This window comes from Methylobacterium sp. GC_Met_2, from assembly GCF_026540795.1.
In the GTDB taxonomy this organism is placed as follows: domain Bacteria; phylum Pseudomonadota; class Alphaproteobacteria; order Rhizobiales; family Beijerinckiaceae; genus Methylobacterium.
Genome location: NZ_JALNUM010000012.1, coordinates 28,639 through 54,127, shown reverse-complemented (window position 1 = coordinate 54,127; position 25,489 = coordinate 28,639). Strand labels below are relative to the sequence as shown.

At 68.8% G+C, this 25,489-nt stretch carries 27 protein-coding genes; 18 read left to right on the top strand and 9 right to left on the bottom strand.

Going from position 1 to position 25,489, the window contains the following annotated elements; translation table 11 throughout:
- Positions 1-92: 92 nt before the first annotated feature.
- The 3 genes from acpS to OXS49_RS06980 are packed head-to-tail and all read right to left on the bottom strand — an operon-like array spanning position 93 to position 1,584.
- Positions 93-503 carry a holo-ACP synthase gene (gene acpS / locus OXS49_RS06990; protein WP_243998830.1) on the bottom strand — a complete coding sequence of 137 codons (411 nt, stop codon included), beginning with the start codon at positions 501-503 and terminating at the stop codon, positions 93-95.
- Positions 500-1,249 (bottom strand): pyridoxine 5'-phosphate synthase, encoded by a 750-nt coding sequence (locus tag OXS49_RS06985; protein WP_267422972.1) that lies wholly within the window; start codon positions 1,247-1,249, stop codon positions 500-502. Before OXS49_RS06985 ends, acpS begins: the two co-directional genes overlap by 4 nt.
- Positions 1,246-1,584 (bottom strand): hypothetical protein, encoded by a 339-nt coding sequence (locus tag OXS49_RS06980; RefSeq protein ID WP_243998826.1) that lies wholly within the window; start codon positions 1,582-1,584, stop codon positions 1,246-1,248. The genes OXS49_RS06985 and OXS49_RS06980 overlap by 4 nt, the downstream gene beginning before the upstream one ends.
- A gap of 46 nt (positions 1,585-1,630) precedes the next feature.
- Here OXS49_RS06980 and rpsF point away from each other — a divergent pair, with 46 nt between their 5' ends.
- From rpsF to OXS49_RS06955, 5 genes are all read left to right on the top strand, one after another.
- Positions 1,631-2,095, top strand: coding sequence for a 30S ribosomal protein S6 (rpsF, locus tag OXS49_RS06975; protein ID WP_210032655.1), 465 nt, complete (start codon positions 1,631-1,633; stop codon positions 2,093-2,095).
- A 3-nt stretch (positions 2,096-2,098) separates the two neighbouring features.
- Positions 2,099-2,362, top strand: coding sequence for a 30S ribosomal protein S18 (gene rpsR / locus OXS49_RS06970; protein ID WP_058194722.1), 264 nt, complete (start codon positions 2,099-2,101; stop codon positions 2,360-2,362).
- Between the two features lie 129 nt (positions 2,363-2,491).
- A complete protein-coding gene (locus OXS49_RS06965; protein WP_243998825.1) occupies positions 2,492-3,538 on the top strand; it encodes a hypothetical protein in 1,047 nt (348 codons plus the stop codon).
- 41 nt (positions 3,539-3,579) lie between these two features.
- Positions 3,580-4,152: a 50S ribosomal protein L9 gene (rplI, locus tag OXS49_RS06960; RefSeq protein ID WP_243918124.1), complete on the top strand. Its 573-nt coding sequence runs from the start codon at positions 3,580-3,582 to the stop codon at positions 4,150-4,152.
- Between the two features lie 154 nt (positions 4,153-4,306).
- Positions 4,307-5,845, top strand: a complete 1,539-nt coding sequence (locus OXS49_RS06955; protein WP_267422970.1) for an AMP-binding protein — start codon at positions 4,307-4,309, stop codon at positions 5,843-5,845.
- Between the two features lie 8 nt (positions 5,846-5,853).
- On the opposite strand, the gene mgtE is transcribed toward OXS49_RS06955, so the two are convergent.
- Positions 5,854-7,224, bottom strand: coding sequence for a magnesium transporter (gene mgtE / locus OXS49_RS06950; protein WP_267422969.1), 1,371 nt, complete (start codon positions 7,222-7,224; stop codon positions 5,854-5,856).
- Positions 7,225-7,653: 429 nt separating this feature from the next.
- Between mgtE and pqqA (OXS49_RS06945) the strand changes: the two genes are divergently transcribed.
- Both pqqA (OXS49_RS06945) and pqqA (OXS49_RS06940) read left to right on the top strand, forming a co-directional pair.
- The gene (gene pqqA, locus OXS49_RS06945) at positions 7,654-7,743 is read left to right on the top strand and encodes a pyrroloquinoline quinone precursor peptide PqqA (protein ID WP_007559223.1); all 90 of its coding nucleotides are present in this window, start codon (positions 7,654-7,656) and stop codon (positions 7,741-7,743) included.
- 81 nt (positions 7,744-7,824) lie between these two features.
- Positions 7,825-7,914, top strand: a complete 90-nt coding sequence (gene pqqA / locus OXS49_RS06940; protein ID WP_091712468.1) for a pyrroloquinoline quinone precursor peptide PqqA — start codon at positions 7,825-7,827, stop codon at positions 7,912-7,914.
- A gap of 140 nt (positions 7,915-8,054) precedes the next feature.
- Here the strand turns inward: pqqA (OXS49_RS06940) and OXS49_RS06935 are convergent, their stop codons facing one another.
- Complete coding sequence (locus OXS49_RS06935; protein WP_267422968.1) at positions 8,055-9,302, bottom strand: nucleoside transporter C-terminal domain-containing protein; 1,248 nt, start codon at positions 9,300-9,302, stop codon at positions 8,055-8,057.
- Between the two features lie 55 nt (positions 9,303-9,357).
- Positions 9,358-10,002 (bottom strand): TetR/AcrR family transcriptional regulator, encoded by a 645-nt coding sequence (locus OXS49_RS06930; RefSeq protein ID WP_243998817.1) that lies wholly within the window; start codon positions 10,000-10,002, stop codon positions 9,358-9,360.
- A gap of 101 nt (positions 10,003-10,103) precedes the next feature.
- Between OXS49_RS06930 and OXS49_RS06925 the strand changes: the two genes are divergently transcribed.
- Genes OXS49_RS06925 through OXS49_RS06915 form a run of 3 tightly spaced genes read left to right on the top strand, consistent with a single transcriptional unit; the run spans position 10,104 to position 13,340 of the window.
- Positions 10,104-10,955 carry an SDR family oxidoreductase gene (locus OXS49_RS06925; RefSeq protein ID WP_243998816.1) on the top strand — a complete coding sequence of 284 codons (852 nt, stop codon included), beginning with the start codon at positions 10,104-10,106 and terminating at the stop codon, positions 10,953-10,955.
- Between the two features lies 1 nt (position 10,956).
- Positions 10,957-11,865, top strand: coding sequence for an alpha/beta hydrolase (locus OXS49_RS06920; RefSeq protein WP_243998814.1), 909 nt, complete (start codon positions 10,957-10,959; stop codon positions 11,863-11,865).
- Complete coding sequence (locus OXS49_RS06915; RefSeq protein WP_267422967.1) at positions 11,862-13,340, top strand: NAD(P)/FAD-dependent oxidoreductase; 1,479 nt, start codon at positions 11,862-11,864, stop codon at positions 13,338-13,340. Before OXS49_RS06920 ends, OXS49_RS06915 begins: the two co-directional genes overlap by 4 nt.
- Positions 13,341-13,353: 13 nt before the next feature.
- Here OXS49_RS06915 and OXS49_RS06910 read toward each other — a convergent pair whose 3' ends face one another.
- The gene (locus OXS49_RS06910) at positions 13,354-14,007 is read right to left on the bottom strand and encodes a protein-L-isoaspartate O-methyltransferase (RefSeq protein ID WP_243998810.1); all 654 of its coding nucleotides are present in this window, start codon (positions 14,005-14,007) and stop codon (positions 13,354-13,356) included.
- A gap of 395 nt (positions 14,008-14,402) precedes the next feature.
- Here OXS49_RS06910 and OXS49_RS06905 point away from each other — a divergent pair, with 395 nt between their 5' ends.
- The 5 genes from OXS49_RS06905 to OXS49_RS06885 all read left to right on the top strand — a co-directional run bounded on the left by OXS49_RS06905 (position 14,403) and on the right by OXS49_RS06885 (position 18,779).
- On the top strand, positions 14,403-15,692 hold the full coding sequence (locus tag OXS49_RS06905) for a sorbosone dehydrogenase family protein (RefSeq protein ID WP_267422966.1): 1,290 nt from the start codon (positions 14,403-14,405) through the stop codon (positions 15,690-15,692).
- Entirely contained in the window at positions 15,692-16,285 is a 594-nt protein-coding gene (locus OXS49_RS06900; RefSeq protein ID WP_346016934.1) for a c-type cytochrome, read from the top strand. Before OXS49_RS06905 ends, OXS49_RS06900 begins: the two co-directional genes overlap by 1 nt.
- 308 nt (positions 16,286-16,593) lie before the next feature.
- Positions 16,594-17,301, top strand: coding sequence for a glutathione binding-like protein (locus OXS49_RS06895; RefSeq protein ID WP_267422963.1), 708 nt, complete (start codon positions 16,594-16,596; stop codon positions 17,299-17,301).
- A 9-nt stretch (positions 17,302-17,310) separates the two neighbouring features.
- A complete protein-coding gene (locus OXS49_RS06890) occupies positions 17,311-17,886 on the top strand; it encodes an NUDIX hydrolase (RefSeq protein WP_267422962.1) in 576 nt (191 codons plus the stop codon).
- A complete protein-coding gene (locus OXS49_RS06885; RefSeq protein ID WP_267422961.1) occupies positions 17,883-18,779 on the top strand; it encodes an inositol monophosphatase family protein in 897 nt (298 codons plus the stop codon). The genes OXS49_RS06890 and OXS49_RS06885 overlap by 4 nt, the downstream gene beginning before the upstream one ends.
- A 30-nt stretch (positions 18,780-18,809) precedes the next feature.
- Here OXS49_RS06885 and OXS49_RS06880 read toward each other — a convergent pair whose 3' ends face one another.
- Positions 18,810-19,163, bottom strand: coding sequence for a helix-turn-helix domain-containing protein (locus OXS49_RS06880; protein WP_243998798.1), 354 nt, complete (start codon positions 19,161-19,163; stop codon positions 18,810-18,812).
- 50 nt (positions 19,164-19,213) lie between these two features.
- Here OXS49_RS06880 and OXS49_RS06875 point away from each other — a divergent pair, with 50 nt between their 5' ends.
- On the top strand, positions 19,214-20,362 hold the full coding sequence (locus tag OXS49_RS06875; protein ID WP_267422960.1) for an MFS transporter: 1,149 nt from the start codon (positions 19,214-19,216) through the stop codon (positions 20,360-20,362).
- Positions 20,363-20,446: 84 nt separating this feature from the next.
- Here OXS49_RS06875 and clpB read toward each other — a convergent pair whose 3' ends face one another.
- Positions 20,447-23,071, bottom strand: a complete 2,625-nt coding sequence (clpB, locus tag OXS49_RS06870; RefSeq protein ID WP_267422959.1) for an ATP-dependent chaperone ClpB — start codon at positions 23,069-23,071, stop codon at positions 20,447-20,449.
- Between the two features lie 198 nt (positions 23,072-23,269).
- On the opposite strand from clpB, the gene OXS49_RS06865 reads away from it, so the two are divergent.
- Both OXS49_RS06865 and OXS49_RS06860 read left to right on the top strand, forming a co-directional pair.
- Positions 23,270-24,040 carry an MOSC N-terminal beta barrel domain-containing protein gene (locus OXS49_RS06865; protein WP_267422958.1) on the top strand — a complete coding sequence of 257 codons (771 nt, stop codon included), beginning with the start codon at positions 23,270-23,272 and terminating at the stop codon, positions 24,038-24,040.
- A 125-nt stretch (positions 24,041-24,165) separates the two neighbouring features.
- A complete protein-coding gene (locus OXS49_RS06860) occupies positions 24,166-25,176 on the top strand; it encodes an NAD-dependent epimerase (RefSeq protein WP_267422957.1) in 1,011 nt (336 codons plus the stop codon).
- The last annotated feature ends 313 nt before the right edge of the window (positions 25,177-25,489 follow it).

The following is a 25,489-nucleotide window of genomic DNA, read 5'->3' as shown; positions in this document are numbered from 1 at the left end:
TGTCCGCCGTGAGCGGCGGGTCTAGACCAAGCGCGATCCCCCCGCAACGCACGAAGGGGGCCGGCTAATCCGCGCTCTGATCCGCGCTCTCGTCAGGCGGCATTCGCGGCCGGCAGCGCCTCGATGATCACGAAGGCTTGTGCCAGGGGTGGATCGTCGGTCAGGCTGACGTGAAGGTGGGCCGCATGGCCCGGCGGCAGCAACTCCGTGAGTCGCTCTGCGGCCCCTCCGGTGAGGTGCAGGGTCGGCTGGCCAGAGGGGAGGTTCACCACCTCCATGTCGCGCCAGAACACACCGCCGCTGAGGCCTGTGCCGAGCGCCTTGGCGCAGGCCTCCTTAGCAGCAAAGCGCCGGGCATATCCCTCGGCGCGGGCGGCGCGCGCGTCGCAGCGGGCCCGTTCCCCGTCTGTGAAGACGCGATGGGTGAACCGCGCGCCGTGGCGCTCCAAGGTCCGGGCGATCCGGCGAATGTCGCAGAGGTCCGATCCGATCCCGATGATCATGAGGACCGGGCCCGATCCATGGCGGCCCGCATGTCCCGCACGGCCTGAGCGAGCCCTGCGAAGATCGCGTCGGCAATCAGGGAATGGCCGATGTTGAGCTCCCGGATCTGTGGGAGAGCCGCGACGGGACCGACGCTGCCGAGGGTGAGGCCGTGGCCGGCATGGATCTCAAGCCCCAGGCCGGCGCCGTGCTCGGCGGCGCGCCGGATCCGGGCCAGCTCGTGCGCGGTCCGCGCCGCATCGTCGTCCAGGGCGGCCTCACAGTAGCTGCCGGTATGCAGCTCGACCACCGGTGCGCCGAGGGCCCGGGCGGCCTCCATCACCGCCGGTTCCGGTTCCACGAACAGCGACACCCGGATACCGGCTTCCGACAGCGCCCTGATGCGTGGGGCGAGGTGGTCGCGACCGCGGATGATGTCGAGGCCCCCCTCGGTGGTGCGTTCCTCGCGCTTCTCCGGAACGAGGCAGGCGGCGTGCGGTCGGGTGCTCAGCGCGATCGCCACCATCTCGTCGGTCGCCGCCATCTCGAAGTTGAGCGGAACGGACAGGCCACGCTTGAGCGCCGCGATGTCGCTGTCGCGGATATGGCGCCGGTCCTCGCGCAGGTGCGCGGTGATGCCGTCCGCCCCGGCCTCGACCGCGAGCAACGCGGCCCGCATCGGGTCAGGATAGTCGCCGCCGCGGGCGTTGCGGACGGTGGCGACGTGATCGATGTTGACGCCGAGGCGCAGCTTTTCGGAGGTCATCCGCTGGTTCGTCCCAAGATCGGCGTGATGCGCCGGGCTTCTGGCCGCGATATGCTGGCGTGCTGACGTTCCGGCAAGCCGGCGTAACGGATGTTGCGCCGCGCGCCGGCTCTATTCGCGAACCACTCCGGCTTGCCATCCCAGCAAAAACCGACTATGCGCCGCCCCTCGCGTTCGCTCCGGCCGGGGGCTGAACGGACGGTGCCGCTTGCGGCATAGGGCTCGTCAAGATCCCGTCGTCCGGTGTCTCCGCCTTCGATCAACCGCTCGGGCCTGAAAATCGGCTCGAAGGGCTTGGCGCCGGGCGATTCGCGATCTGAACCGGCCCGAACCACCCGCCTCCGGGCGGCCGGGCTCCTTTTGACGACGAAAGGCCCGACAATGCCTCTCTACGAGCATGTGCTCTTGGCCCGCCAGGACGTGACGTCCCAGCAGGTCGAGACGATGATCGACACCTACAAGGGTGTGATCGAGCAGAACGGTGGCCGTCTCGAGAAGATCGAGATGTGGGGCGTGAAATCCCTCGCCTATCGGATCAAGAAGAACCGCAAGGCGCATTTCGCGCTGCTGAACATCGACGCCCCGCCGGCCGCGATTGCCGAGATGGAGCGCCAGATGCAGATCTCCGAGGACGTCCTGCGCTTCATGACCGTCCGGGTCGAGGAGCTCGACCAGGAGCCGTCCGCCATGATGCAAAAGCGCGACCGCGACGACCGCAAGGATCGCGAGCGCGGCCGTCGTCGTGACGACGAGGGCTTCGGCGGTGGTGGCGGCTTCGGCGGCGACCGGGGTGACCGCGGCGATCGTGGTGATCGCGGCGAGCGCAGCTTCGGCGGGGAGGGCTAACCCATGGCATTCGGTGCTGGTGCTGGTGCTGGTGCGGGCGGTGGACGCCGCCCCTTCTTCCGTCGTCGCAAGACCTGCCCGTTCTCCGGCGCGAACGCGCCGAAGATCGACTACAAGGACGTGAAGCTCCTGTCCCGCTATGTGTCCGAGCGCGGCAAGATCGTGCCGTCGCGGATCACCGCGGTCTCGGCCAAGAAGCAGCGTGAGCTCGCTCAGGCGATCAAGCGCGCCCGCTTCCTCGGCCTGCTGCCCTACGTGATCAAGTAAATCACGGATCACCCACCGGCCCGGCATCTGCCCGGGCCGGTCCTCGCAGAGGGCGGCCCTGGTCGCCCGATCGTTGGGGCGCGGAGTCGCCTCTAACCCTGCCGCAGCGGCAGTGGGACAGCGGAATCCATGGTACAGCAAATCGGCATCGGTATCGGCGCTGGGCTCGTCTCGGCACTCCTGTTCGGGGTGCTTCTGAAGGCGACGCCGCTCGCGATCCTGCTCTATCTCGTGGCGCCGCTGCCGATCCTGATCGTCGGCCTCGGCTGGAGCCACAAGGTCGCCTTGACTGCGGCGGCGGCGGGCAGCCTTGCCCTCGCCCTGGTGATCGCGCCCTTCATGGGTCTGGCCTTCGGCGCCTACATCGCCCTTCCCGCTTGGTGGCTCGCCTACCTGACGCTCCTCGGGCGCGAAACGGCCCGCGGCCTCGAATGGTATCCCACCGGCCGCCTGCTCGGATGGATCGCCGCCACGGCGGCTCTGGCTTTTATCGCCATCGCGGTCCTGTCCTCGCCGAACCACGCCGCCTTCGATCGGCAATTGCGCAGCCTCGCCCAAACGCTGGTGCAGGCCCGCATGCCCGCCACCCGCACGGCCGAGCAGGGCCGCCGGGCCGAGGCGCCACCGGCCGAGACCGACCGGTCCGGCCAGGATGCGGGCGCCGACACCGATACGCAGACCCCGGCCGAAACCGATGACGCCGACGTCACGCGGACCGAGATGGCCGACGCCCTGGCGCGCGTGGTGCCGGCCTTCGCGGCCAACGGGCTGGCGCTGCTGCTCGCCTTCTATCTCTGGGCCTCGGCCCGGATCGTGAAGATCTCCGGCCGTCTGCCGCGGCCCTGGCCGGATCTTCCGTCGACCACCATGCCGCGGATCACGCTCGCCGCCCTCGGCGCTGCACTGCTGATGTGCCTCGGCCCCGGCTATGTCGGCGTGCTCGGCGTCGCCCTGGTGGGGGGGTTCAGCGCGGCCTTCGCGCTGCAGGGCCTCGCCGCCTTCCACGACCGCTCCCGCGGCCGGCCCGGGCGCACCCTGATGCTGTTCGGGCTGTACCTGATCCTGTTCGTGACGCAGGGCATCGCCCTCGTCGCCCTCACCCTGTTCGGCCTCGCCGACACAGCCCTCGACCGCCGGCGTTCCCAGGATCGCCCGAGGAACAACCCGGCGCCGTGAGACCCCGGCCCGCGTGGCCGACCATCTGAAGGAGAAAGACCATGGAAGTGATCCTGCTCGAGCGCGTGGCCAAGCTGGGCCAGATGGGCGAGACCGTGAATGTCCGCCCGGGCTTCGCCCGCAACTTCCTGCTCGCCCGCGGCAAGGCCCTGCGTGCGACGGAAAACAACAAGAAGCACTTCGAGGCCCAGCGCGCCCAGCTCGAGGCCCGCAACCTCGACCGCAAGAAGGACGCCGAGGCTGTGGCCGAGAAGCTGAACGGCCAGAGCTTCGTCCTGATCCGCCAGTCGGGTGAGACCGGCGTGCTCTACGGCTCGGTCTCGACCCGCGACCTCGCCGATGTCGTCGCGAAGGACGGCTTCACGGTGGATCGCGGCCAGTTCACCCTGAACCAGCCGATCAAGACGCTCGGCCTGCACAAGGTCCCGGTGGTGCTGCACCCCGAGGTCGAGGTTGAGGTCACCGTCAACGTCGCCCGCAGCCCCGAGGAGGCCGAGCGTCAGGCCCGCGGCGAGTCCGTGACCGAGCGCGAGGCATTCAACCTCGACGATCTCGGCCTCGAAGTCGGCGCGGCGCTGGCCGATGCCGGCGAGGGCGCCGACGACCGCGGCTGATCCGCTTCGCAATGCCGCTCGATCCGGGCCCGCCCGGATCGAGCATCTTCAGGGGGACGGGCTGGCGCCGCACGGCGCTGCCGTCCCCCTTCTGTTGACGACGGCACGCGCAGGCAGGACACGGGTCAAAAGCCTACTTCTGGGGAAGCGCCCGGTGCCCGACACACTGCCTGACGATCGCCATCCGCCCGCGCGGTTCAACGCGGCCCGGTACTGCCTCGCCGAGAACGCGCGGCTGCACCCCGACAAGACCGCCCTTGTGATGGTGGGCGACGGCACGGTCGAACGGCTCTCATTCGATGCGGTCGAGCGCGCGGTGCGCGGCATCGCGGCGGGCCTGCTCGGGCTCGGGCTCGCACCGGGCGACCGGGTGATGATCCGGATGGGCAACGAGGCCGATTACGTCCTCGTGCATTTCGGCGCGCTCGCGGCCGGGCTGGTGTCGCTGCCCTCCTCGCCGCAGCTCACGGAGGGCGAGGCGGCGTTCCTGATGGAGAATTCGGGCGCCGCCGCTGTGGTCGTCGGAAGCGGCGGCATCGTCGCGCCGGAGGTCCTAGGCGACAGGCTGCTCCTCGATACCGCGGCGATCGCCGCCTTGAAGGCCGGGCCGCCGCTTCCCGACTACGCCGACACCGCCGCGGACGATCCGGCGATGCTGATCTACACCTCTGGCACGACGAGCCGGCCGAAGGGCGTGCTGCACGCGCACCGCGCCGCCTATGGCCGCCGGCCGATGCTCGCCCACTGGCTCGGCCTCACCGAATCCGACGTGATGCTGCACGCCGGTACCATGAACTGGACCTACACGCTGGGCGTGGGCCTCAGCGATCCGTGGTCGGTGGGCGCCACGGCGGTGCTGTACAACGGCCCGCGCGATCCCGCGGTCTGGCCGCGGCTGATCGCGGACTACGGCGCCACGGTCTTCGCCGCCGTGCCGACCCTCTACCGCCAGATCCTGAAATACGGCGCTCTGGAGGCCCACGACCTGTCGCGCCTGCGCCATGGCTGCACGGCGGGCGAACCGCTCCCGGTGGAACTGCTCGCGGCGTGGCGCGAAGCCACCGGCACGCCCCTCTATGAGGCGCTCGGGATGAGCGAGATCTCGACCTATATCTCCAGTGGCCCCACGATCCCGGTGCGCCCCGGCTCGCCCGGCAAGCCGCAACCCGGGCGGCGCGTGGCGATCCTGCCGACGGAGGGCGAGCCGGTCCCGCTGCCGGCGGGCGAGACCGGACTGCTGGCCGTCCACCGCTCCGAGCCGGCCCTGATGCTGGGCTACTGGAACCGGCCCGAAGAAGAAGCCGAGGTGATGCGCGGCGACTGGTTCGTCGGCGGCGACCTCGCCCGGCTCGATGCCGACGGCTACCTCTGGTTCGAGGGCCGCAACAACGACCTGATGAAGGCGATGGGCTACCGGGTCTCGCCCAACGAGGTGGAGGTGGTGCTGGCCGCCCACCCATCGGTGGCAGAAGTCGGCGTTGCGGAGTTGCCCGTGCGCGCGGATGTCTCAGTCATCTGCGGATTCGTGGTGCTGCAGCCGGATGCAGAGCCCGACGCGGAGGCGCTGCTCGCGTGGTGCGCAGAACGGCTCGCCGCCTACAAGCGCCCGCGGGAGATCCGCTTCCTGCAGTCCCTGCCACGGACGGCCAACGGTAAGGTGCAGCGGAAGCGGCTGGCCGAAGCGGTCGAGTAAGGTGCGCCCTACAGCAGCGTCCCGCGCAGGATCAGCAGCGCCACCGAGAAGTAGATAACGAGCCCGGTGACATCGACCAGCGTCGCCACGAACGGCGCCGAGGCGGTGGCCGGGTCGAATCCGATCCGCTGGAGCAGGAACGGCAGCATCGAACCCGACAGCGACCCGAAGGTCACGATCCCGACGAGCGCCAACCCCACCGTGGCGGCGACCAGCGGCCAGTGCTCGCCGTAATCGTAGAGGCCGAGCTTCTGCCACGCCACGATGCGGATCACCGCGATCACCCCGAGGATCGCGCCGAGTAGCATGCCCGTGGGTAGCTCGCGCAACGCCACCCGCCACCAGTCGCGCAGGCGGATCTGATGGAGGGCCAGCGCCCGGATCAGCAGCGAGGTCGCCTGCGAGCCGGAATTGCCGCCCGAACTCATGATCAGCGGGATGAACAGCGTCAGGACGATCGCCTTCTCCAACTCCCCCTCGAAGCCCTGCATGGCCGAGGCGGTCAGCATCTCCGACAGGAACAGCGCGCAGAGCCAGCCGGCGCGCTTCCGGATCATCGTGAAGAAACCGATATCCATGTAGGGCTCGGGCAGCGCCTCCATGCCGCCGAAGCGCTGCACGTCCTGCGTCTGCTTCTCGATCATCGCGTCGATCATGTCGTCGACGGTGACGATGCCGATCACGTGGCCGACCGCGTCGACCACCGGCAGGGCCAGCAGGTCGTACTTCGAGATCAGCCGGGCCGCTTCCTCGCGGCTCGCGGTCGGCGAGACGGCGAGCGGGCGCCGGCCCGGCGCGACGCTCAGCACGTTGTCGTTCGGATCCCCCGAGATCAGCCGGCGCAGGGGCACCGCCTTGGTCAGCGCGCGGGTGCGCGGATCGAGCACGAAGATCGCGTAGATGGTCTCGCGGGTCTTCTCGACGTGGCGGATATGCTCCAGGGTCTGGCCCACCGTCCAGGTCCCCGGTACGGTGACGAACTCGGTGGTCATCAACGAGCCGACCGTCTCCTCGCCGTAGGCTGAGAGGCGGTCGACGGCGCCGCGGGTCTCGGCGTCGAGACGGGCGCGCAGGTCCGAACGGCCCGGCTCCTCGATCTCGCGGAAGACGTCGGTGACCCGGTCGGCCGACATGCCCGACAGGTAGGCGGCGACGCGGTCGCGGGGCAGCATCTCGATGATGTCGGCGACGCAGTCGAGTTCCGGCTGGTCGAGTACCTCGACGGCCCGCTCGATCGGCAGGCCGAGCAGGATCGCGGCGGCGACTTCGGGGGCTTCGTCGTTGAGCTTTTCGACGATGTCGGGAGCCCGCTCGTCCGAGAGTCGCGCGGCCAGCACGGACGGATCGATGCGCGTGTCGAAGGGGGCGATCTCGTTCATGGCCTCGCCTCGTGGTTACGAGGCGACGCGGCGCCGGTCATCCTGGGTCAGAGCCGTGACCGGGCGGTGCGCCGGTCGCCCCGCGGCCAGGCCTCTCAGCGGCTCAGGCGGGATGACGGAACGGGGCCGGCCACGGCAGGCACGATCGGTCGGGCACGTCGCTTCGCTGGTCGCTGCTGAAGGGGGAGCGCGGCGCCGCCGGAGCGATGTCGTGCGGCTGCGTCGTGCGCCCGCGCACAAATTCCGTCAACCCGTAACCGTTCCAGGGATGCGGGCTTTCAGTCTTCCGCACGCAGGACGCCAGCTGGTGTCGCGCGGCGGCATCAGGGGCGGCCGCCGATCCCTATGAGAAATATAAGTGTTGTGCTCACTTGTATTGCGTCCAAGATATTGCCTATATGGGTTTCACCAACAACGAGGAGAAACGCCATGGCTTGGTCTGCCCCGATCGTGTCCGAGATCTGCGTCGGCATGGAAGTCACCAGCTACGAGTCGGCCGAGATCGACACCTTCAACTGAGCCGATCCCGCGGGGAGCGGAATACGCTCCCGCTGCGCTGGACGCTTCAGTCACCCACACGAAATCCCTTAGGAGGAACACATGGCCTGGACTGCTCCGATCGTTTCCGAGATCTGCGTTGGCATGGAAGTGACCAGCTACGAGTCCGCTGAGATCGACACCTTCAACTAAGATATTGACCGAACAGTTTGGGCGCCGCTTCTCACGAAGCGGCGTTTTTCTTTTGCGCGAGTTCCGAGTTCTCGCCTCCGGCTGTTGAAATCTTGGGATCGTCTCACACGAACCACGGCGGAGCCTCGGGACCCGGCGTCTCAGACGACGAACAACCCGGCGATCGCCGCGCTCGTGAGGTTCGACAGCGTGCCGGCCAGGATCGCCCGCAGCCCGTAGCGGGCGACCTCCGAGCGACGCTCCGGCACGAGGCTCGCAAAGCTCGCGAGCTGGATCGCGATAGACGCGAAGTTCGCGAAACCGCACAGGGCGAAGCACACGATCGCCTGCGAGCGGGCGTCCAGCGTCCCGGCCTTCAGGGTCGGCGATAGGTTGGCGTAGGCCAGGAATTCGTTGAAGGCGAGTTTTTGACCGATCGCGCCGCCGACCAGCGTCGCATTCTCCCACGGTACGCCGAGGAGCCACGCCAGGGGACTCAGCGCCCAGCCGAGCACGCCCTCGAACGAGGCGCCGCGATAGCCCGCCCAGCCGCCGAGGGCGCCAAACAGGCCATCGGCCAGGGCGATCAGCCCCACGAACGCGATCAGCATGGCGCCGACCGAGACGGCCACCATCAGGCCCTTCTGCGTCCCGTCGGCGGCCGCCTCAATGATGTTGGCCGCCCTTGTCTCGGCGAACTCCACCCGGGTGGTGGTGATCCGGGTCGGCTCGGTCGAGGGCACGAGCATCTTGGCGTAGACGAGCCCGCCGGGGATCGCCATCACGGACGCCGCGAGCAGATAGGTCATCGGGACGCCGAGCGCCGCGTAGCCGGCCAGGATCGAGCCGGCGGTGGACGCGGCACCGCTCGACATCACGGCGAACAACTCGGCCCCGGTCAGGACGGCCAGGAACGGGCGCAAGGCCACTGCGATCTCGCTCTGGCCGATCGCGATGGTGATCACTGCCGCGAAGGACTCGATCGGCGACGTGCCGAGGATCCGCCGGAGTCCTGCGCCCAGCCCACGGGCCAGGGCCTGCATCACGCCAAGATGGTAGAGCACCCCGATCAGGGCGGAGACGTAGAGGATCTGCGGCAGCACCCGCAGCGCCAAAATGAAGCCCGAACCGCCGAACAGCTCGAACATCTTCGGTTCGACGAGGCCTCCGAACAGGAAGGCGGTGCCGCGGTCGCCGTAGGAGAGGACGCGTACGACGATATCGGCTGCCGCATTCAGGGCCGCCTGCCCCGCCGGCAGGAACAGGATCAGGGCGCCGAGGCCGACCTGCAGCGCCAGACCGGTGAGCACCACCCGCGGGCGGATCGCCCTCCGGTTCGTGGAGAACAGCACCGCGACGGCCAGCAGCAGCAGCAGGCTGAGGCCGGCATGGATCAGGCGGTCGAGCATCGCATCCTTCAATCATGAGCGATCACCGCCCATGGAAGGTTCGGGCCAGACCGTATCAATCCGGTTGAAGGGCGACGAGATACGGGACGAAGAGATCGCGCACCTGCGCGAAGCCCCAGTCGAGATCGGCCTCCGTCAGGTCGGTGCCGCCCTGAAGGCGATGGCTCATCCAGTGGCTGGAGACGATCCAGGCATTGTCGATCAGTCGCCCAAGGGCCTCCGGTGCGATCCGCAGCCGTCCGGCCGTCGCCGCCGCCTCGAAGACGCCCCGAGCGAGGCTTTGGGTCCGCGCCCGCAGGGCGTGAACGCGCGGGCGCAACGCCGGGGCGATCTCCACCATGGCGATGCCGTCCCGATAGACGCAGCGGTAACGCCAGATCAGGTCGAACCACCCGCGCTGATAGGCCAGGAGTGCCTCAGGCGCCCCCGGATCCGCCGGCATCCGGCCGGCGACCGCCATCGCCTCCACCTCGAACCTGGCGAACACCGCCTCCACCAAGCCGCTCTTGCGTGGGAAATGATACTGCAGGTTCCCCTCGCGGATCCCCGCTGCCGCAGCGATCTCCGCCGTGGTGACCCGGCCCAGGCCGCGGGTGTTGAACAGCGCCAGACTCACCGCGAGGATCCGCTCGCGCGTGCACGGCGTATCCGCGGGGGCGTCCGCTTCGTCCGGTACCCGGCGACTTTCCCCGCGCGCCATCGTCTTCTCATACCGTCTAGGGTGTTCACCCTAGACAATCCCCAGGGCCGGGGCTATCCCTGATCCAAGCCCGGACCAACCGGCGAGACGGGAGGCACAGCTTGGCTCAGAGGTTTCAGCTCGCGGGAAGAGTCGCGCTCATCACCGGCGCCGCGAGCGGTATCGGGGCTGCGCTGGCCTCCGGGCTTGCCGCGAAGGGCTGCAGCCTGCTGCTGGTGGACCGCGATCCCGAAGGGCTCGAAACGATCGCCCGGCGGATCCGCGAGAACGGTACTGCGGTCGAGACCCGAGTCGTCGACCTCGTGGACGCGGAGGCGATTCGCGCGCTGCCGGACTGGGCTGCGGACCGCTTCGGACACCTCGATATCCTCATCAACAATGCCGGCGTAGCCTTGGGCGGCCGGTTCGACGAAACGCACCTCGAAGATTTCGAGTGGCTGATGGACATCAACCTGCGCGCGGTCGTGCGGATGTGCCACGCCTTCCTGCCGATGCTGAAGGCGCGCCCGGCGGCGCAGATCGTCAACCTGTCGAGCCTGTTCGGGCTGATCGCGCCGCCCGGTCAGGTCGCCTACTGTACCAGCAAGTTCGGGGTCCGCGGCTTCTCGGAGGCGTTGCGGCACGAATATGCCGGCACCGGCCTCGGCGTGACCGTGGTCCATCCGGGCGGAGTCGCGACTGCCATCTCCCGCAACGCCCGCGGCCGGCGCCAACCCACCGATCCCGACGCGGCCAAGCGCGCGGCGGTTGAGGACGAGAAGGCCCGGGAAGCCTTCGGCAAGTTCCTGACGCTCGCCCCCGCAGACGCCGCTGCGGCGATCATCCGCGGCATCGAGGCCCGGGCGCCCCGCATCGTGATCGGCAAGGATGCCCGCAACGCGGCGCTGATCCAGCGGCTGATGCCGGTGGGCTACTGGAAGATGATGGTCCGATTGTCCGGCGGGAAACTCTGAGATGGCGAGCCTGCGCGCCTATATCGGCGCCTACATGATCCGCAGCCGCGTCCGGGGCCAACTGGCCCGGGCGCTGAATGTGGCCGACTTCCGACGAATCTTCGAGGCGCCGACCTTCCCCGACCCGAAAGGCGTGGCCTACGAGCCCGCCACCCTCGGCGGCGTGCGAGGCGAGTGGGTCCGACCGAAGGCGGGACCCGGGCGGCGGATGCTCTACATCCATGGCGGCGGCTTCATTGCCTGCTCTCCGCGCACGCACCGGCCCGTCACCGGCGCCCTGGCCAGTCGTGGCTTCACGATCTTCGTCCCGGATTACCGACTCGCCCCCGAGCACCCATTCCCGGCCGCGCTGGAGGATGTCGTGGCGGTCTGGCAGGCATTGAGTGCCGAAGGCGCGGCGTGCGTGGCGGGCGAATCCGCTGGCGGCAACCTCGCCCTTGTGCTGATGGGCGAGGCGCGGGCGCGCAACCTGCCGATGCCCTGGGCCGCAGCGCTATTCTCCCCAGCCACCGACTTCGTGTCCGAGGAGGGCTCGCGCGTCACGAATGCATGGCGCGACGCGATGTTCGACCCGAAGGCGCTCACGAAGATCCGGGCGATGTATCTCGGAAACGCTGACCCGGCCGATCCGCGGATCTCGCCGCTGCTCGGCGACCCGACCGGATTTCCGCCGTTGCTGTTCCATGTGGGCGGCCGGGAGGTGCTGCGCGACGATTCCGTGCGCATGGCGGAGCGGGCCCGGGCGGCCGGGGTCGAGGCCGAAGTGAAGGTCTTTCCCGTCGTGGCCCACGCATGGCAGTTCGCGGTGAGCATGCTGCCGGAGGCGCGCGCCTCCCTCGACGAGGCCGCTGCCTTCCTCCAGGCCCACGCACCCAAGACCGACGCCGCCGCTGGGAGCCCCGCACGATGACCGATGTGCCGAACGAGACCGGTCCGGAGCCGCTGGCGGTCCTCATCGTCGGCGCTGGCTTCTCCGGGCTCGCCATGGCGATCCGCTGCAAGCAGGCCGGGATCGCGCCGCTGCGGGTGATCGAGAAGGCCGACAGCCTCGGCGGCACGTGGCACGACAACACCTATCCGGGTGCGGCCTGTGACGTCCCGTCCCACCTCTACTCCCTCTCGTTCGCCCCAAAGGCGGACTGGAGCCGGATGTATGCGCCGCAACCGGAGATCCTGGCCTACCTGCGCGAGACCGCCGAGCGCCACGGGCTGATGCCGCTGATCCGGCTCGGCACGTCCTTCCAGGGTGCGACCTGGGACGAGGCAGGTGGCGTCTGGCGTGTGGAGACCGACCGCGGGCCGATCACCGCGCGGTCAATCGTCTCCGGAATGGGCGGCCTGCATCACCCGGCCTATCCCGACCTGCCCGGCCTCGACGACTTCGCGGGTCCGGCCTTCCACACAGCCGCCTGGGACCATGCGGTGGACCTCGCCGGCAAGCGCGTCGGCGTGATCGGCACGGGCGCGAGCGCGATCCAGGTGGTGCCGGAACTCGCGAAGGTGGCAGGCCACCTGACCCTGTTCCAGCGCACGCCGCCCTGGATCATGCCCAAGAACGACCACGCCATCGCGGAGCGTGCCAAGGCGCGCTACCGGCGCCTGCCGCTGGTCCGGCGGCTCGAACGCGCCCGGCTGTTCTGGCTGCACGAGGTACGCGCCCTCCTCGGCTTCACCAAGGTCTCGAAGCTCACCGGCCAAGCCGAAGCCCTGGCGCGCCGACACCTCGCCAAGGCGGTACCCGACACGGCGTTGCGGGCGAAGCTGACGCCGAACTACCGGCTCGGCTGCAAGCGCGTTCTGATCTCGGACGACTATTACCCGGCGCTGCAGCGTCCGAACGTCACCCTGGAAACCGGCGGTGTCGCGCGGGTGACGCCGACCGGGCTGGTCACCCAGGACGGCCGGGCGCACGATCTCGACGCGATCGTCTACGCCACCGGCTTCGACGTGACCGCGACCTTCACGCGGATGAACCTCGTCGGCCGCGGCGGCCTGACGCTGAAGGAGGCCTGGTCCGGCGGCATGGGCGCCTACCAGGGCATCACGGTCGCGGGCTTCCCGAACTACTTCATGCTGCTCGGGCCGAATACGGGGCTCGGGCACAACTCGGTCGTCGCGATGATCGAGGTTCAGGTGCAGCACGTGCTCGACTGCCTGAAGGCCCTGCGGCAGGGCACCCGCGCCATCGAGGTCCGGCCCGAGGCACAAGCGCGCTTCCTCGACCGGATCCGCACCCGCCTTGCCGACAGCATCTGGCAGGCCGGGGGCTGCCGGAGCTGGTATCTCGACGCAGAGGGGCGCAACGCAACCCTCTGGCCGGATTCGGTGATGGCCTACCGTCGCAGCGCGCGACGTGCGCGGTTGGCGGATTACCGGCTCGGCTGAGCGCCCAAAGCGCTCAGAACGCGAACCCGGCCGCCTCCTGAAAACCGTCGAGACCGGGCAGCGACGCATCGAACAGCGGACGCGCCCCGAAGGCATCACCGGCCCGGACGAACAGAGTCACCTTGGCGTTGCGGTGGGGGCCCAATACGCAGACGAGACGGCCGTCGTCCTTGAGCTGGTCCAGCAACGCCTGCGGCCGGACCTCGATGCGGCCATTGATCAGGATCGCGTCGAACGGCGCCTGCTTCGGCGCGCCCGATTCGATCGGCCCCTCGATCACCTGGGCGGTGGTGCCCAGCCGGGTGCGTGCCTCGGCGGCGAGTTCCGGAACCGATTCGAGCGCCGTCACCTGCGCACCGAGATGCGCCATCACCGCCGTCGCGTAACCGTAGCCGGTTGCGACATCGAGGGCGGCGACGCCCGGCCGGATCTTCAGAGCCTGAATCATCCGCGCCACCACCATCGGTGCCGGCATGCAGCGGGCCGAGCCGTGGGCCTCGCCGATATGCAGGGTCTGGTCGATATACGCGAAGGGCTCGCGCCCCTTCGGCACGAAGGTCTCGCGCGGCACGGTGTCGAATGCGTCGAGCACCGAGTTGTCGTTCACGTCGAAGGTCCGCAACTGGCAGTCGACCATCATTCGCCGCGCCTGCGCGTAATCGATCATCGAACCCTGTCCTCGCACCGGATCGGAACGCCGCGTCGACCGGGCTCCGGCGGACGACCGGCCACCCCGGCCAAGCCTAAGCTTCCCGGACGGGAGGCGTTTTCGGAGATCGGTCGTCAAAACGCAAGGCGCGGCGGCAGCATCCAGCGCAGACTGGCAGTCAGAGCGGTCGGCACCCTTGCGCTGACCGTTCCGGGCGGATGGCGTGCCTCTCCGGCAGAGGGCCGGCAGCCGCATTGCACGCGTGTGCAGCGGCCTTAATTCAAGTTCGGGTTACGGCCGCGGGGCGCTGTCGCCTCCGCTTCCGCCAAGCGGCTCGCGTCCCGAAGCTTCTCGTTGAATAAAGAGTGCAGAACACGCGGTCTGAGCAAGAACCGGCCGCATCGGGAGAAACCATGACGCCGACCTGCACGATTTCGAGCAAGCCGCTCCTGACCCGCAGCCTCGCCGCTGCCCTCACCTGCCTGGGCCTGGGTGCGGTTAGCCCCTATGCCGCGCACGCGCAGGAGACGCCCGCCTCCGCGGCTCCGCCGGCACCCGTGAAGGCCGTCGAGCGCGGCGATGCCCTCTATGGCCGCCCCGAAGGTGGCGCGGCCTCGAAGCTCGCCCCGGTGGCGGGTCCCCCGCTCGCGACGCCGGTCGCCAAGCTGCCGCTCGACAAGCTCAAGGTGCCGGACGGGTTCAAGATCGAGGTCTATGCCAGCGGCATCGCCAATGCCCGCGAGATGACCCAGGCGCCGGACGGGACGCTGTTCGTCGGCACGCGGACCGTGGGCAAGGTCTACGCGGTGCTGCCGCAGGCGGGGCCGGACGGAAAGCGCGCGATCAAGACCATCGCGTCGGGCCTGCACCGGCCGAACGGCGTCGCCTTTCATGACGGCACCCTCTACGTCGCCGAGCTCTCGAAGATTTGGCGTTACGACGACATTGCGAACCATCTCGACGGCTCCGAGAAGCCGATTCTCGTCACTGACGATCTGCCGAAGGACGAGGCCCACGGCTGGAAGTTCATCGCCATCGGACCGGACAACAAGCTCTACGTGCCGGTCGGCGCACCGGGCAACATCGTGATGCCGCCCGACACCCACGCGCAGATCCGCCGGATGGACCTCGACGGCAAGAACCCCGAGGTCATCGCCCGCGGCGTGCGCAACACGGTCGGCTTCGACTGGAATCCGAAGACCAAGCAGCTCTGGTTCACCGATAACGGCCGTGACTGGGTTTCGGAGGATATCCCGAACGACGAGCTCAACGTGCTCACCGAGCCGGGCAAGCAGCATTTCGGCTACCCGTACTGCCACCAGGGCACCTTCACGGATCCGGAATACGGCTGGGGCCATTCCTGCGCCGAGTTCACCGCGCCGGCGGGCCTGCTCGGACCGCATACGGCCTCGCTGGGAATGCGCTTCTACACCGGCACGCAGTTCCCGGAGGCCTATCGCGACGCGATCTTCATCGCGCAGCACGGCTCGTGGAACCGCACCACCAAGCTCGGCGGCGCCGTCGTGGTGGCCAAGCCCGGATCGGACGGCAAGGTCGCGGCGGTCGAGCCGTTCCTCACCGGGTTCCTGCAGGACAACAAGTATGTCGGCCGCCCGGTCGATGTGCTGGTGGCCAAGGACGGCTCGCTGCTCGTGTCGGACGATTATAACGGCGCGATCTACCGGGTCAGCCACAGCCAGTGATGCAACATCGCGTCGGTTTACGCGCGTTTCGGGGGCTGATTCCGGCCCTCGGATCGCTGTTGGCGGGTGCGGCGCTCGCCGCCCCGGATGCGGCGGTGCAGGAGCGTCTTGCCCCCTGCATCGCCTGCCACGGGGCAGGTACGTCCGAGACCGAGGGCGTACCCTCGCTCGGGGGCCAGATGCCGGATTACGTGGTCACGCAGCTGTTCCAGTTCCGCGAGAAGCAGCGCGAGGCACCGCCGATGAACGACGTCGCCGCCGGGTTCTCCGACGACGACCTGCGCGCCTATGCGGACGCGGTGGGTACGCTTCCGCCGCCGGCCCGGACCGCGGACCCCGCCGATCCGGCCCTGGCGGCGCGGGCGCAGGCGCTGGTCGCCAAGCACCAATGCACCTCTTGCCACGGCGCCGACCTCGCCGGCCGTGATGCGATCCCGCGGATCCGCGACCAGCGGGAGGAGTATCTCCTGAAGGCGCTCGCCGGCTACAAGTCGAACGCGCGGCCGGGCTACGACCCGGCCATGAACGAGGTCGCGCAGGAGTTGAGCGAGGCCGACATCAAGGATCTGGCGACCTACGTGTCACGCCTTTGAGCGCCCATTCGAAACTACCTGCTCACCCCTCAACCTCAGGCCCGCGTCAGCGGGCCTCGAAGGAGGGCTCCGGAAGCCCCCGCGATCCCTGAAGGCCTCCTTCGAGGCCTCCGCTGCGCTCCGGCACCTTAGGGTGAGGGGGTTGGGTTGGAGAATCGACTCTCGGATCCCGGTCTCCGCTTCTCCGGCCCGGCCGAGATACCTCGCGTGTCCGGCGGAGGTTAATGAGCGGTCTGAAGCCAGAGCTTGACCGAAACGCCCCGCAGGCCCACTTCCCGTCCGCCGGGGGCATAGCGGGACGCAAGCCGATGATCGATCTGCATTACTGGCCGACGCCGAACGGCCACAAGATCACAATGTTCCTCGAAGAGACCGGCCTGCCTTACAAATTTAGTCCGGTCAATATTGGAAAAGGCCAGCAGTTCAACCCGGATTTTCTGAAGATCGCCCCCAATAACCGCATGCCGGCGATCGTCGACGACGAGCCGGCCGATGGCGGTGCACCGGTCTCGCTGTTCGAATCGGGCGCGATCCTGCTCTACCTCGCCGAGAAGACCGGGCGCTTCATCCCGAGCGACCTGCGCGGTCGGGCCGAGGTGCTGCAATGGCTGTTCTGGCAGATGGGCGGTCTCGGCCCGATGCTCGGCCAGAACCACCATTTCTCGCAATACGCGCCCGAGAAGATCGAGTACGCGATCAAACGCTACGTCAACGAGACCAACCGGCTCTACGGCGTCCTCGACCGGCGCCTCGCCGACCGCGCGTACGTCGCCGGGTCCGAGTATTCCATCGCCGACATGGCCTGCTATCCCTGGATCGTGCCGTGGGAGAAGCAGGGCCAGGATCTCGATTCGCATCCGAACCTGAAACGCTGGTTCTCGGCGATCGCCGAGCGGCCCGCCACCAAGGCGGCCTACGCCCGGGCGCCGGAGGTCAATCCCGATTTCGGGAAGACCATGAGCGAGGACGCCAAGAAGGTGATGTTCGGCCAGACGGCCGCCAACACCAAGCGCTGACCCGTCCCGATGAGCGAGACGCCGGCCGCGCTTCCCCTGAAGGTGATCCACCGGGGGTGGAACACCTTCGGGATCGCCACGCTCACATTGTCCGACGGCAGCACCGAACCGCGGGCGCTGGAGGATCACGGCGAGGCGGCCGTCGTCCTGCCCTACGACCCCGAGCGGCGCGTTGCGCTGCTCGTCCGGCAAGCCCGGGTCGGGCCGGCCTTCTGGGGTGAGCCAGCCGATCTCGACGAGGCCCCGGCCGGCGGCCTCGACGGGGGCGAGCCCGAGGCGACCGCGATCCGGGAAGCCATGGAGGAAGCGGGCGTCCGCCTCGCGCAGTTGGAGTGCGTGACGCATGCCTACAGCATGCCGAGCGTGTCCTCGGAGCGCCTCTGGCTCTACCTCGCGCCCTATCGCCAGGCCGACAAGGTCGCGCCCGGCGGCGGGTTGCACGCGGAGGGCGAGCAGGTGCTGCCCATCGAGGTCCCGCTCGCGGAATTGGGTGAAGCCGCCCGCTCGGGCCGGCTCCCCGATCTCAAAACGCTGGTGCTCGTCCAGGCCCTGATGCTCCGCAACCCCGAATTGTTTACCGCATGAGCGTTCCGCCCGATGCCCCGGCGCAGGATGTCCTCACCCGGATGCTGGCTTTCGCCGACGAAGCAGCCGTCCTCGCCCTACGGATGCGGGCAGCCGGACTGGACATGACCAACAAGGGCCCGGATCTGGGCCAAGCCCTCACCGAGGCCGATCTCGCCGTCAGCCGCTTGGCGCATGACCGGTTCGGCCCCGCCCTGATCGAGGAGGAGACGGCCGGCGACCTGAACCGTGCCGCCGCCTCGGATATGCTCGCCCGGGACGCCTGGACCTTCGTGGCCGATCCGATCGACGGGACCCGCCCCTTCGCGGGCGGCCTCACGGGCTGGGGCGTGATGGTTGCCGCCTGTCGATCGGGCTGGCCGCGCATCGGCGTCATGACCCTGCCGGTCTGGAACGAGGATCGCGCCGGCCCCGCCCGGATCCGGCCGGCCGAGGAGGCGCGCGGCATCCTGCTTGCGGCTTGCGAGGGCCACGCCCTCTGGGCGCCAACGCGGGGCGGACGCCCGACCGAGACGCTGCAGCGGCTGGAACGGCCTGCCACGCGCACCGGGCATGTCGGCTGGCTTGCCGTCGCTGCGCAGCGCTACACCCTGGATTACGGGCGGGGCTGGTTTCCCTGGGGCGAGGGCGGCGCGATCGCTGATGCCGCCCTGCTGGCGACCGGCCGGCTCGACGCGACCCTATGCAATCATATGCTCTGGGACCTCGCTCCGATCCTGCCCGTGTTCGAGGCGCTGGGTTTCCGCCTGTTCCACTGGCCGGATCTCGCGGAGCCGCCGGCCGCGTTCATCGACCTGTTCGATGACGGGCTCTCGGGCCACGACGATCTCTGGATGATCTGCCGGGATCGGGATCAGGCAGCCGATCTGGCGCGGGCGATCCGGCGCGTTTAGGGCCGGTCCCGAAGGCCGGCCGCCGACACGTCAGCGCATCGTCGCACGGGTTGTCGCCGTCGGCAGCTCATCCGCATTCCCATGCCGCATGATCGCGTCCAGCAGGCCGGGAAAGCGCGCATCGACATCCTCACGCCGGAGCGAGATCAGGCAGCGCATCCCCTCGGGCCGCGTGCGCGTCACGCCGGCCTCGCGCAGGATCTTGAGGTGATGCGTCATCGTCGAGCGCGGCACGCTGTCGGCCAGAAGGTCGCCGGAGGCGTGCTCTGACCCGTCCTTGAGGTCGGCGACCACGGCAAGTCGCGTTGGATCACTCAGCGCGAACAGGATCCGGTGCAGCGTCAGCTCGGCGGCATCCGGGTGGAAGAACTTGCGTGGGCTCATGGTGGCGATAATGTACGGTCTTCGTCGTACATCGTAAAGCGAGTCGTGCAATGGAGCGTATCGCCGTGCTCGCCCTCGGGATGTTCGCCTTGGGGCTCGATGCTTACGTCGTCGCCGGCCTACTGCCGGGAATCGGCGCGAGCTTCAGAATCGCGCCCGGCGAAGCCGGGCAGACCGTGACAGTCTTCACCCTCACATACGCCCTAGCCGCGCCGGTCTGCGCCACGCTGCTGGCGGAGCGGCCCGTCCGAAAGATCCTCGCTCTGGCGCTCGCGATCTTCGCCCTCGCCAACGCGCTCAGTGCCTGTGCGGCAGGCTTATGGGGGCTGCTCCTCGCCCGGGCACTCGCCGGCCTCGCCGCGGGCCTCTATGCGCCGGTGGCGGTGGCCGCAGCCGCCACCCTGGCGGATCCACGGCGCAAGGGCCGCGCCCTCGCGTTCACGCTCGGCGGCATGAGCACCGGCACGGTGATCGGCGTGCCGGCCGGTCTATGGATCGCGCAGCGTCTGGGCTGGCAGGGGACGCTCCTGATGGTCGCGCTGCTCAGTGCCCTGGCGGCGATCGCGATCCTTCTGCGCCTGCCCGACATTCCTGCCGCAGGGCCCCCGTCCTGGCGAACGCGGGTCGCGCTCCTCACCGATCCGCGAATCGTTGCCACTGTCGCGGTCTCGTTCCTGACCGCGGTGGCCAGCCTCGGCCTCTACACCTACGTGGCGCCGCTGCTCGATCGCGCCGGGCTCGGCGAGACCGCGCCGTCATATTTCTGGGTCTGGGGTCTCGGCGGCCTCGGCGGCAGCTTCGCGGTCGGCCCCCTGATCGACTGGACGGGCGCCCCCCGACGTCTGATGGCCGTGATCCTCGGCATTCTCGCCCTGATGCTGGCCGCACTGCCGGCCCTGCTCGGTCTCGGCTTCCTGGGCTTCCTGCCGTTTCTGATCTGGGGCGCGATGGGCTGGACCTCGCAAGCGCCGCAGCAGCACACGCTGCTCAGCCTGAGGCCCGATCACGGCAGCGTCGCCGTCGCACTGAACAGCTCGGCGAACTATCTCGGCGGCGCCGTGGGCGCGGCGCTCGGAGGCGTGGTCATGGCAGTGGCGGGCATCGCCGCCCTGCCGGTCGCGGCAGCCGGAGTCGCAGTAGCGGCGCTTATGCTGCAACTCGCGATCCTGACCTGCAGGAGATCGATGGCAAACGCCTGACGTCCGGCGTCACGAACAGAAAACGGGGGTCGGCGCGCCACAATCGTGGCACGCCGCCCCTAACCATCTCCGCGCCGTGAGCGCTCAGTTCAGCATCGCGTGGGCCGGCCGCCGCTCGGTGCCGACCGTGACGTCGCCGATCATCAGCCCCATCGGGCCGAGCCGCACCGGCACCGTCTCGCCGTCATGGAGCTTGCCGGAGAGCACCAGCTCGGCCAGTGGATCCTGGACGTTCTTCTGGATCACCCGCTTCAGCGGCCGCGCCCCGTAGGCCGGGTCGTAGCCCTTGTCGGCGAGCCAGTTCTTGGCCTCCTCGTCCACCGTGAGGGTGATCTTGCGGTCGTCCAGCAGCTTCTGCAGCCGCCCGAGCTGGATCTCCACGATCGCTCCCATCTCCGACCGCGCAAGGCGGTGGAACAGGATGATCTCGTCGACCCGGTTCAGGAATTCCGGCCGGAAGTGGCTGCGCACCACGCCCATCACCTCATCCCGCACCGCCTCGGTCTCCGCACCGGCGGGCTGGTTGACCAGATACTCGGACCCGAGATTCGAGGTCATGATCAGCAGCGTGTTGCGGAAGTCGACCGTCCGACCCTGTCCGTCGGTGAGCCGCCCATCGTCGAGCACCTGCAGCAGGACGTTGAACACGTCCGGATGCGCCTTCTCGACCTCGTCGAACAGCACGACCTGATAGGGCCGCCGCCGCACGGCTTCGGTCAGCGCGCCACCCTCCTCGTAGCCGACATAGCCCGGAGGTGCGCCGATCAGCCGGGCGACCGCGTGCTTCTCCATGTACTCGGACATGTCGATGCGCACGAGCGCCGTGTCGTCGTCGAACAGGAAGCCGGCCAGAGCCTTAGTCAGCTCGGTCTTACCGACGCCCGTGGGCCCGAGGAACATGAACGAGCCGATCGGCCGGTTCGGATCCTGCAGGCCTGCGCGGGCGCGCCGGACCGCGGTCGAGACCGCCTCCACCGCCTCGCGCTGGCCGACGACGCGCTTGGCGAGCGCCTCCTCCATGGCCAGGAGCTTCTCGCGCTCGCCCTCCAGCATCTTGTCGACCGGCACGCCGGTCCAGCGGGAGACGACGCCTGCGATATGGGCCGGCGTGACCGCCTCCTCCATCATCGTGTCGCGGCCGTTCTCGGCCTTCGCCTCGATTTCGGCGAGCTGCTTCTCCAGGCCCGGGATCACCCCGTAGGCGAGCTCACCGGCGCGCTGATACTGGCCCTGGCGCTGCGCCGCGGCCAACTCGTTCCGGGCCTCGTCGAGCTTCTTCTTCAGGCCGGCCGCCGTGCCAAGCTTGTCCTTCTCGGCCTTCCACCGGGCGGTGATCGCCGCCGAGCGCTCCTCAAGGTCGCCGAGCTCTTTTTCCAGCCGGACCAGCCGGTCGCGGGAGGCGGAATCGGTCTCCTTCTTGAGCGCCTCGGCCTCGATCTTCAGCCGGACGATCTCGCGATCGACGTTGTCGAGCTCCTCCGGCTTCGAATCGACCTGCATGCGCAGGCGCGAGCCGGCTTCGTCCATGAGGTCGATCGCCTTGTCGGGCAGGAACCGGTCGGTGATGTAGCGGTTCGACAGCGTCGCCGCCGCCACCAGGGCCGAATCCTGGATGCGCACGCCGTGGTGCTGCTCGTACTTCTCCTTCAGGCCGCGCAGGATCGAGACCGTGTCCTCCACGGTCGGCTCCGAGACGAAGACCGGCTGGAAGCGCCGGGCCAAAGCCGCGTCCTTCTCGACGTGCTTGCGGTACTCGTCGAGCGTGGTCGCGCCGACGCAGTGCAACTCGCCGCGGGCGAGCGCGGGCTTCAGCAGGTTCGAGGCATCCATGGCCCCGTCCGCCTTACCGGCGCCGACCAGCGTGTGCATCTCGTCGATGAACAGGATGATCCCGCCTGCGGCCGCCGTGACCTCGGAGAGCACGCCCTTCAGCCGCTCCTCGAACTCACCGCGATACTTCGCGCCGGCGATCAACGCGCCCATGTCGAGGGCGAGCAGGCTCTTTTCGCGCAGGGATTCGGGCACATCGCCGTTGACGATGCGCAGGGCCAGACCCTCGACGATCGCGGTCTTGCCGACGCCGGGCTCGCCGATCAGCACCGGGTTGTTCTTGGTGCGCCGGGACAGGACCTGGATGGTCCGCCGGATCTCCTCGTCGCGGCCGATCACCGGGTCGAGCTTGCCGTCCCGGGCAGCCTCGGTGAGGTCGCGGGCGTATTTCTTCAGCGCGTCGTAGGCGTTCTCGGCCGAGGCGTTGTCGGCGGTGCGGCCCTTGCGCAGGGCGTTGATCGCGCCGTTGAGCGAGGCGGGAGTGACGCCCGCCGCCTGGAGCGCCCGGCCGGCCTCGGAATCCTTCTCCACCGCCAAAGCTAGAAGCAGCCGCTCCACCGTGACGTAGGAATCGCCCGCCTTTTCGGCGGCCTTCTCGGCGGTGTCGAACAGGCGCATCAGCTCGCGCGTCGCCTGCGGGGCGGACGCGTTGCCGGAAACCTTCGGCTGCTTGGCGAGCCACTGCTCGGTCTGTGCCAAAGCCACGCGCGACTGGCCGCCGGCGCGGTCGATCAGGCCGGCGCACAGGCCCTCCGGATCGTCGAGCAGCACCTTGAGCAGGTGGCCCGGCTGCAATTGCGGATGTCCCTCGCGCATCGCGAGGTTCTGCGCCGCCTGCACGAAGCCGCGGGCGCGTTCGGTGTATTTTTCAAAGTTCATGCATAACCCTCCCGTACCGGCATCTGCCGCCCAAGGTGAGGCACGGCGCCACCGAAACGTCGCCCTCCGGCACAGCGCCGCACGAGGGCCCCGGCGCCATGGTGGCCGCCGGTAGACCGGATGTGGTGTTGCAATTGAGCACCACAAGGGGCAGCGAAGCTCTTGCGTGGCGGATCATTTCAGGGCCACGCTGCATGCATGACCGATGCGATTCACGTCACCGCCCTGTACCGCTACCCGGTGAAGGGCTTGAGCCCCGAACCCGTCGAGCGGGCCGACCTCGAGACCAGCGGTTTTTTCCCCGGCGACCGTCTCTACGCCATCGAGAACGGGCCCTCGGGCTTCAACGCGGTGGCGCCCCGGCACCAGCCCAAGACCAAGTATCTGATGCTGATGCGCGACGAGGCCCTGGCCCGGTTGCGCACCCGCTTCGACGATGCCACGGCGACGTTGACCGTGGAGGGCTGCGGCGATCCGCAGAGCTTCCGCCTCGATACCGAGGCCGGACGCGACGGGCTCGCCGACTTGATGCGCCGTTTCGTCCCCGAGAGTCTGCGCGGCGAACCGAAGGTCCTCGAAGCGCCGCCGCAATACCGGTTCACCGACTCACCCACCGGCTATGTCTCGCTGATCAACCGGGCGAGCGTGGCGGCGGTGGAGGATTACATCGGCGCACCGGTCGATCCCCTGCGCTTCCGCGGCAACTTGCTGATCGAGGGGCTCGCCGCCTTCGCCGAGCTGGAGATGGTGGGCCAAGTGATCGAGGCGCCGAGCGGGCTGCGGCTCAAGATCACCAAGCGGACAGTGCGATGCGCGGCCACCAATGTCGATCCGACGAGCGGCGTCCGTGACTGCGACATCCCCTGGACCCTGGACGCGCGGCTCGGTCACCGCGATCTCGGCGTTTACGTAGAGGTGATCGCGGGTGGCGCTATCGCGCGCGGCGACCCCTTGCGGCCTGTGGGCTGAGCGGCGGCGCGCGGCTCCGAAGCCCCTAGCGGGATCAATCCGAGGCTGTCCGGATTGCGGTGCAGGGTGTCTACAATCCGCCGCCGCACGTATATGCGGAGCGTGCCGCAGCCTCGGAGCACGCGATGAAACAAGTCCTGGTGACCGGGGCGGCCGGGTTCATCGGCTATCACGTCGCCACGCGCTGCCTGGAGGCGGGCTGCCGTGTCGTCGGACTCGACAACCTGAACGCGTACTACGACATTGCACTGAAGGAGAGCCGTCTCGCCGCGCTCAGGCGTTTCGATAGGTTCATGTTCCAGAAGATCGACCTCGCCGACCGCGCGGCGACGGAGGCCGTCTTCCAAGAGCAGGCCTTCGACACGGTCATCCACCTCGCCGCGCAGGCGGGCGTACGCCACTCGATCGAAAATCCGCACGCCTACGCGCGGAGCAACATCGACGGTTTTCTCAACGTGCTGGAGGGCTGCCGGCACGCGCGGGCCGGCCACCTGCTCTTCGCCTCGTCGAGCTCGGTCTACGGGGCGGTGACGCGTATGCCGTTCTCGGTCCACCAGAACGTCGATCATCCGGTCAGCCTCTACGCGGCAACCAAGAAGGCGAACGAACTCTTCGCCCACAGCTACAGTCACCTCTACGGCATCCCATGCAGCGGTCTGCGCTTCTTCACGGTCTACGGCCCCTGGGGCCGTCCCGACATGGCGCTGTTCCTGTTCACCCGGGCGATCCTGGCGGACGAGCCCGTCCGTGTGTTCGGCCACGGGCAGATGCAGCGCGATTTCACGTATATCGACGACGTCGTCGAAGGCGTCGTGCGCCTCGCCGCGACGCCGGCGTCACTCAATCCCGACTGGAATTCGGACGCGCCCGATCCCGGCAGCAGCAGCGCCCCCTATCGGGTCTACAACATCGGCACCCACCAGCCGGTACAGTTGCTGCGCCTGATCGAGATCTTGGAAGACTGCCTGGGCCGCAAGGCGCGCAAGGAATTCCTGCCGATGCAACCCGGCGACGTGCCCGCCACCTACGCGGATGTCGAGGATCTCGCGGCCGCGGTCGGGTATGCGCCGAGCACGCCCATCGAGGTCGGCGTGGAGCGGTTCGTCCGCTGGTATCGGGATCACTACCGGGTCTGATGGGCTTGGCGGGACCGAACGCGCAGGTGCCGCCTCTACCGAAGAAGTGGACACAGGTTCAGCACAAGAGCGCGCGTCAGATACAGACTTAGAGACAGCTGCAATTACAACGCGATCGGGCGGTTCTATACAGAGTTGCGTGGTCGCACCCACAGCACCCGACAGTAACACCATCGTCGCCGATCGAGGCACAGGTCGCCTCTCCCGCACGGGAGAGGGACCCTGTCGCGCTTGCTAGCCCTGTTGGGAGACCACTGTCGCGTCCCGTGGGGTACGCCAACGCATACTCCGCTTGCGTACTGGGCCGGTCGCA

What these genes read in the sequence shown, in the direction of transcription:
- OXS49_RS06935 (WP_267422968.1), bottom strand. Translation starts at nt 9,302, where the DNA reads ATGCTCGACCGCCTGATCCATGCCGGCCTCAGCCTGCTGCTGCTGCTG.
- OXS49_RS06915 (WP_267422967.1), top strand. Translation starts at nt 11,862, where the DNA reads ATGACCGATGTGCCGAACGAGACCGGTCCGGAGCCGCTGGCGGTCCTC.
- OXS49_RS06885 (WP_267422961.1), top strand. Translation starts at nt 17,883, where the DNA reads ATGAGCGTTCCGCCCGATGCCCCGGCGCAGGATGTCCTCACCCGGATG.
- clpB (WP_267422959.1), bottom strand. Translation starts at nt 23,071, where the DNA reads ATGAACTTTGAAAAATACACCGAACGCGCCCGCGGCTTCGTGCAGGCG.
- OXS49_RS06905 (WP_267422966.1), top strand. Translation starts at nt 14,403, where the DNA reads ATGACGCCGACCTGCACGATTTCGAGCAAGCCGCTCCTGACCCGCAGC.
- OXS49_RS06900 (WP_346016934.1), top strand. Translation starts at nt 15,692, where the DNA reads ATGCAACATCGCGTCGGTTTACGCGCGTTTCGGGGGCTGATTCCGGCC.
- OXS49_RS06910 (WP_243998810.1), bottom strand. Translation starts at nt 14,007, where the DNA reads ATGATCGATTACGCGCAGGCGCGGCGAATGATGGTCGACTGCCAGTTG.
- acpS (WP_243998830.1), bottom strand. Translation starts at nt 503, where the DNA reads ATGATCATCGGGATCGGATCGGACCTCTGCGACATTCGCCGGATCGCC.
- OXS49_RS06985 (WP_267422972.1), bottom strand. Translation starts at nt 1,249, where the DNA reads ATGACCTCCGAAAAGCTGCGCCTCGGCGTCAACATCGATCACGTCGCC.
- OXS49_RS06920 (WP_243998814.1), top strand. Translation starts at nt 10,957, where the DNA reads ATGGCGAGCCTGCGCGCCTATATCGGCGCCTACATGATCCGCAGCCGC.
- pqqA (WP_091712468.1), top strand. Translation starts at nt 7,825, where the DNA reads ATGGCCTGGACTGCTCCGATCGTTTCCGAGATCTGCGTTGGCATGGAA.
- OXS49_RS06875 (WP_267422960.1), top strand. Translation starts at nt 19,214, where the DNA reads ATGGAGCGTATCGCCGTGCTCGCCCTCGGGATGTTCGCCTTGGGGCTC.
- pqqA (WP_007559223.1), top strand. Translation starts at nt 7,654, where the DNA reads ATGGCTTGGTCTGCCCCGATCGTGTCCGAGATCTGCGTCGGCATGGAA.
- rpsF (WP_210032655.1), top strand. Translation starts at nt 1,631, where the DNA reads ATGCCTCTCTACGAGCATGTGCTCTTGGCCCGCCAGGACGTGACGTCC.
- OXS49_RS06930 (WP_243998817.1), bottom strand. Translation starts at nt 10,002, where the DNA reads ATGGCGCGCGGGGAAAGTCGCCGGGTACCGGACGAAGCGGACGCCCCC.
- OXS49_RS06895 (WP_267422963.1), top strand. Translation starts at nt 16,594, where the DNA reads ATGATCGATCTGCATTACTGGCCGACGCCGAACGGCCACAAGATCACA.
- mgtE (WP_267422969.1), bottom strand. Translation starts at nt 7,224, where the DNA reads ATGAACGAGATCGCCCCCTTCGACACGCGCATCGATCCGTCCGTGCTG.
- rpsR (WP_058194722.1), top strand. Translation starts at nt 2,099, where the DNA reads ATGGCATTCGGTGCTGGTGCTGGTGCTGGTGCGGGCGGTGGACGCCGC.
- OXS49_RS06860 (WP_267422957.1), top strand. Translation starts at nt 24,166, where the DNA reads ATGAAACAAGTCCTGGTGACCGGGGCGGCCGGGTTCATCGGCTATCAC.
- OXS49_RS06890 (WP_267422962.1), top strand. Translation starts at nt 17,311, where the DNA reads ATGAGCGAGACGCCGGCCGCGCTTCCCCTGAAGGTGATCCACCGGGGG.
- OXS49_RS06880 (WP_243998798.1), bottom strand. Translation starts at nt 19,163, where the DNA reads ATGAGCCCACGCAAGTTCTTCCACCCGGATGCCGCCGAGCTGACGCTG.
- OXS49_RS06865 (WP_267422958.1), top strand. Translation starts at nt 23,270, where the DNA reads ATGACCGATGCGATTCACGTCACCGCCCTGTACCGCTACCCGGTGAAG.
- OXS49_RS06965 (WP_243998825.1), top strand. Translation starts at nt 2,492, where the DNA reads ATGGTACAGCAAATCGGCATCGGTATCGGCGCTGGGCTCGTCTCGGCA.
- rplI (WP_243918124.1), top strand. Translation starts at nt 3,580, where the DNA reads ATGGAAGTGATCCTGCTCGAGCGCGTGGCCAAGCTGGGCCAGATGGGC.